The following is a 4,657-nucleotide window of genomic DNA, read 5'->3' as shown; positions in this document are numbered from 1 at the left end:
AGAAAAAAACTTTTATAAAAATAAGTTTGATTTAGTGAATATTGAAAATGATAGATTAAAAACTGAACTTGAAAAGTTCACTAGTAATAATATAAATAAAAACACCCATAATAGATATTGATGAATTTTCAAACTTCTCAAAAAATATCAGAAAAACAAAAATAAAAAAATCTCACTTATTAAAATAATTATATGAAGAATCAAACTTCAAACAAACAAAAAGGAAATACATGTATAGATTAATATTAAGTGAATATCAAATATTTGCAATTGATGAAGAATATCAGATATGTCAAGTTTTTTATAATCTTGATAAGGCACAAAAATATGTTAAAAAGGAAAACTCAAAGAATGAACTATCAGATGAAGAGTTATACTTATTAGAGATGTCTGGGAAAATGGATTATACAGATAAGTATGATTTTAATCCCAATGGTTGTGGATGGTTGAGATGAATTTAATGATATTAATCATTAGGTTCATGGACCATCGAAAAAATATCTCAATGATCTGGTTGAAAAGTTTGCGAAGCTTTTATAGTGTTATATTTTAACCAACTATGTTTATAAAATCAGATCTTTTACATTTATTTATAAAAGGCAAATAATGATTTATAATGAATACTTTACAACTGAAGATGAAAGCTATCTTTTTTCTAAAGAGAACGGATTTAAATATAAATATCATGTAGTAGTAACATTCCCAAATATCGTTTCTATTGACAACTATATAGATGCACTTTATGAACATCTAAATACAAATAGTTTTTTTATTTATGCTTGGCATTGTACTACTAAAAGAAAATACAAAAAACCATCTAATCCTCATCCCAGAAAAAAACATCTACATTTAATTCTATTTTCCAATAGTGAATTTAATTTTATCAAATATGATACTACAATTACAAGTATATACAATTTATCTGGACTACTTGAATATATACATGATGGTCATCATATTATTCATAAAAAATATTTTAATATTAAATCTTCTGTATTTAGAGAGAAGTTAACAAATTTAAGAATTAGTAATAATTAAAGGTATAAAATAGAATTGTAATTGACTAATACAATTCTATTTTAACCAAGAAAGTTAATTTTAAATATATTTTTCAATCTCTTTAATTTTTGTTAAATCAATACTGTTCACAATTAATCTAAGTTTATCAATATTTTTTGCAACAACATATTTTTTATCATCCATACCTTGTAAAGAATGAGTTAAAGTTGTTATATCTTTTGAATTGAAATTATCATTATAAAAGTTTAGATAAGTTATAAAAGTTGCTCTTGTTTTATGTAGAGTTCTATTAATATCCAACTTCTTAAATAAATCGTTAAAAGGATTTCTTATATCGTCAACTCTATTTTTTCCCTTAATATTATTTTTAAAAATATAGTCATCATCATTTATCTTTGAAAATATTTTATTCATTTCATCCAAAATATTTTCATGGATAGGAACAATTTTTCTAAATTTATTTTTACTATCAAAGAAATAAAAGGCATCATTTCTAATGTTTTTCTTTTTAATTGAAGAAAGTTCATCTAGTCTCATCCCTGTATAAAGTAGTGTTTTAAACAACAGAGAATCTTCTCTACCTAAATTATCAAGGATGGTAGTAATATCACTATATGCAAACATTTTTTTATCTTCAGACAAACTTTCTACACTAGGAACAATGATTGGATTAAATGTAATTTTTTGAGCTTTAATAAGTCTATTAAATATTGCTTTCAAATGTTTAAAGTAGCTAGCAATACTTGAAAGCCCTACATTTTTTTCCAGTAAAAAATATTTAAACTCCTCAATATCATCATTGTTAATATCTTTATAGTCTTTTTCTAAAATACATTTAAAAGTTAATAAATGGTTTTTGATAGTAATATATGAATCATAAGTTTTATCTTTTTTAATACTTATATCAACACCTCTTTTTTCTAATGCTTTCATCTTAACTTTAAAATCAATTTCTCTTTTGTCAATCTCTTTATTAAAAATATCAATAATTGTGATTTTATGAATAGTTTCTTCTACTTTAGTAGTAAGTGATTTTACATTTATATCACTATTTAACAAATATTCATAGAGTGAGTTTTTTAAATATGATTTTGCTTTGAGTTTATCATACTCATTAATGTTTTCAAATATTTTTTCACTTTGAAAATATAGTAGCATTTTTGCTTTTTCTACTTGTGTTTTATTTTTACATTTTATAAGACTAACTTTTAGTCTTTGTAAACCTAACTTACTTTGGTATTCTTCAGGGATTCTTCTGATAAATTCTTTTTTTGACATATGTTGTACCTTGTGTTCTGGTCCAATTTGGAACCAAAATTTGTTTTTAGTACAAAACAAGTTTAACTTACGAGTAGCAATGTTTCCACTTTTTAACCAACTTTTTTAATGAATTCTAAAAGTTTTTATTAAATTTATTAAAATATCCCCAAATATTGGGATAATTATTTAAGTGAAAAAATTACAAATTGTAATATATTAAAAAAAAACTTAATTTTTATACTATTATTCTTAAATATAAGATGTCCTTTTATCTCTTTATAACAAGATAAAAGGACAAAGTGTTCCGTTATTTGTCAAATATCTTGCTATTAGGACATTATGTCCTTTAAGAAAAAGGTTTTTATTATTTGCAAGTGACGTGAAAATCAGGCAAATTTATAAAACAATCTCATAACTTACATTTCTAGCTGCTGTTCCTTCACTTTCTTTAATACACCCTATTTCCACAAGTTCAGCTATATCTCTTGATGTAGTTGTAGAAGTTGTATCAGCTATGCTTAGATATTTTTTCTTACTCAAGTTTCCTTTAAAATCAGCAATACCTATATCTAAAATAAAATTTAGCACTTTTATCTGTCTTGCATTTAAATTACTATTTTTATGTTTATCCCAAAACTTAGTTTTTTGTACTATAAAACCTAGTTTTTTTCTTGTATCAAGGAGTGCTGTATAAAGTGTAGATAAAAACCATTCACACCATATGGTAATATCAAGATGATTATCTTCTTTTCTGATATATCCTGTTGTTTGTTCTAAGACTTTAGAGTAAGATTTTCTATCATTATTTATGGCACTTGACATAGAGTAAAGTCTTGAGATTTTTGAATTTTCTATTTTTGATAAAACTAAATCAGTAATTGCTCTTGTAATTCTTCCATTCCCATCATCAAATGGATGTATTATTACAAACCAAAGATGAGCAATACAAACTTTTATTAAACCCTCTGGTGTTGAATTAAACCAATTTAGAAAATTCTTCATTTCATTTTCAAGAATATCTCTTGGTGGTGCTTCATAATAAACTTTTTCATTTCCATCATATCCACCAACTATTTGCATAACTTCATCACCTCTAAAAGTTGCTGTGTTTATTTTATGAAAACCACTAAAACCTTTTGGAAAAAGGGCATTATGCCATCCAAATAGCTTTTCAAGTGTTAAATCTTGATTATAATTTGTATTCGCATCTATAAGAATTTCTACAAGATTATCAGTTGCCTCATCTAATTTATTATAATCAATATCTTTATTTCCAAACTTCTTTAAAATAGAAGCTTTTACACTATCACGATTTAGTATTTCACCTTCATATGATACGATTAATCAATATATTCATACCATAAATGGTACGAATAAAATATTTAATCACACCATCACATTTTTATATATCTCAAAAAGTGTATGATTTACAATACTGTGGTCATATTTTTCTACTTCATTATTTGCATTTGAGATTAGTTTGTTTCTTAGGTCTTTATTTGAAATTATTTCATTCATTTTTGATAGTAATGACTCTTTATCATTATCTGTAAATACTAAGCCATTTTGTTTATCTTCTATGATATTGCACATTCCTGATACATTGCTGATTATTAGTGGTAGTGAACTTGCCCATGCTTCTAAACCTACAATTCCAAAAGGTTCATGTCTTGATGGTAGGATAAATGAGTTTGAGTTTATGTAGGCATTTATTAGCTCTTTTGAGTTTGGTTTTAAGTCTGTGATAATAGTCACATTATTTTGAAGTTCTTGATTTTTTATATAATCATTTAATTCATTAAAATACGAACTATCTGTTATATTTCCTACTATTAGAAGGTGGATATTTGTATGAGTTAGTACCAACTCTTTTAAAGCTTTTAAAACTAATAATTGATTTTTTTGTCTATCAATTCTTGCAGAGATTAAAAAAACAAATTTATCTTCTTCTATATTATGTCTTTTTCTAAATGTACTATCTTTTTGAATTCTAAAATCACTTACATTTATACTATTTGGTAATAAATAAATATCTTTATTTGGGTAGTTTTGTTTGATACTTTCATACTCATTTTTATTTAATGTAATAATACTATTTGCATCATCATAAACTTTTCGTGAACCAAATAAAAAACCTAAAACTTTTCCCCATTCAAAACTATTTTTTGTTGGTTTCATTCTATTTTTTGTTTCATCAGCACAAACATCATAAACTCCACCATGAATAGTAATAATATAAGGAATATTTCTAAGTTTACAAATAAATCTAGCAATAGAACCCATTCTTTTTGCAGTATGTAAGTGAATCAAATCTATGTTTTTTTGAAAAAATAGATAATACAACATTGACCAAGAAAAAAGATTTCCACCTACTAAA

5 protein-coding genes are annotated in these 4,657 nt (G+C 24.5%); 2 read left to right on the top strand and 3 right to left on the bottom strand.

Going from position 1 to position 4,657, the window contains the following annotated elements:
- Positions 1-230 precede the first annotated feature (230 nt).
- A complete protein-coding gene (locus ACERKK_RS11150; protein WP_373773151.1) occupies positions 231-455 on the top strand; it encodes a hypothetical protein in 225 nt (74 codons plus the stop codon).
- A gap of 151 nt (positions 456-606) precedes the next feature.
- Positions 607-1,038, top strand: a complete 432-nt coding sequence (locus ACERKK_RS11145; protein WP_373773150.1) for a hypothetical protein — start codon at positions 607-609, stop codon at positions 1,036-1,038.
- Positions 1,039-1,098: 60 nt separating this feature from the next.
- Here the strand turns inward: ACERKK_RS11145 and ACERKK_RS11140 are convergent, their stop codons facing one another.
- The 3 genes from ACERKK_RS11140 to ACERKK_RS11130 form a co-directional block, all read right to left on the bottom strand.
- Entirely contained in the window at positions 1,099-2,298 is a 1,200-nt protein-coding gene (locus ACERKK_RS11140) for a tyrosine-type recombinase/integrase (RefSeq protein WP_373773149.1), read from the bottom strand.
- Positions 2,299-2,676: 378 nt separating this feature from the next.
- Positions 2,677-3,492: a Fic family protein gene (locus tag ACERKK_RS11135; protein ID WP_373773153.1), complete on the bottom strand. Its 816-nt coding sequence runs from the start codon at positions 3,490-3,492 to the stop codon at positions 2,677-2,679.
- A gap of 174 nt (positions 3,493-3,666) precedes the next feature.
- On the bottom strand, positions 3,667-4,657 hold a 991-nt coding region (locus tag ACERKK_RS11130), incomplete at its 5' end, for a glycosyltransferase family 4 protein (RefSeq protein ID WP_373773148.1).

Source organism: Poseidonibacter sp., from assembly GCF_041821165.1.
In the GTDB taxonomy this organism is placed as follows: Bacteria; Campylobacterota; Campylobacteria; order Campylobacterales; family Arcobacteraceae; genus Poseidonibacter.
This window is presented reverse-complemented; position numbering and strand designations above follow the sequence as displayed.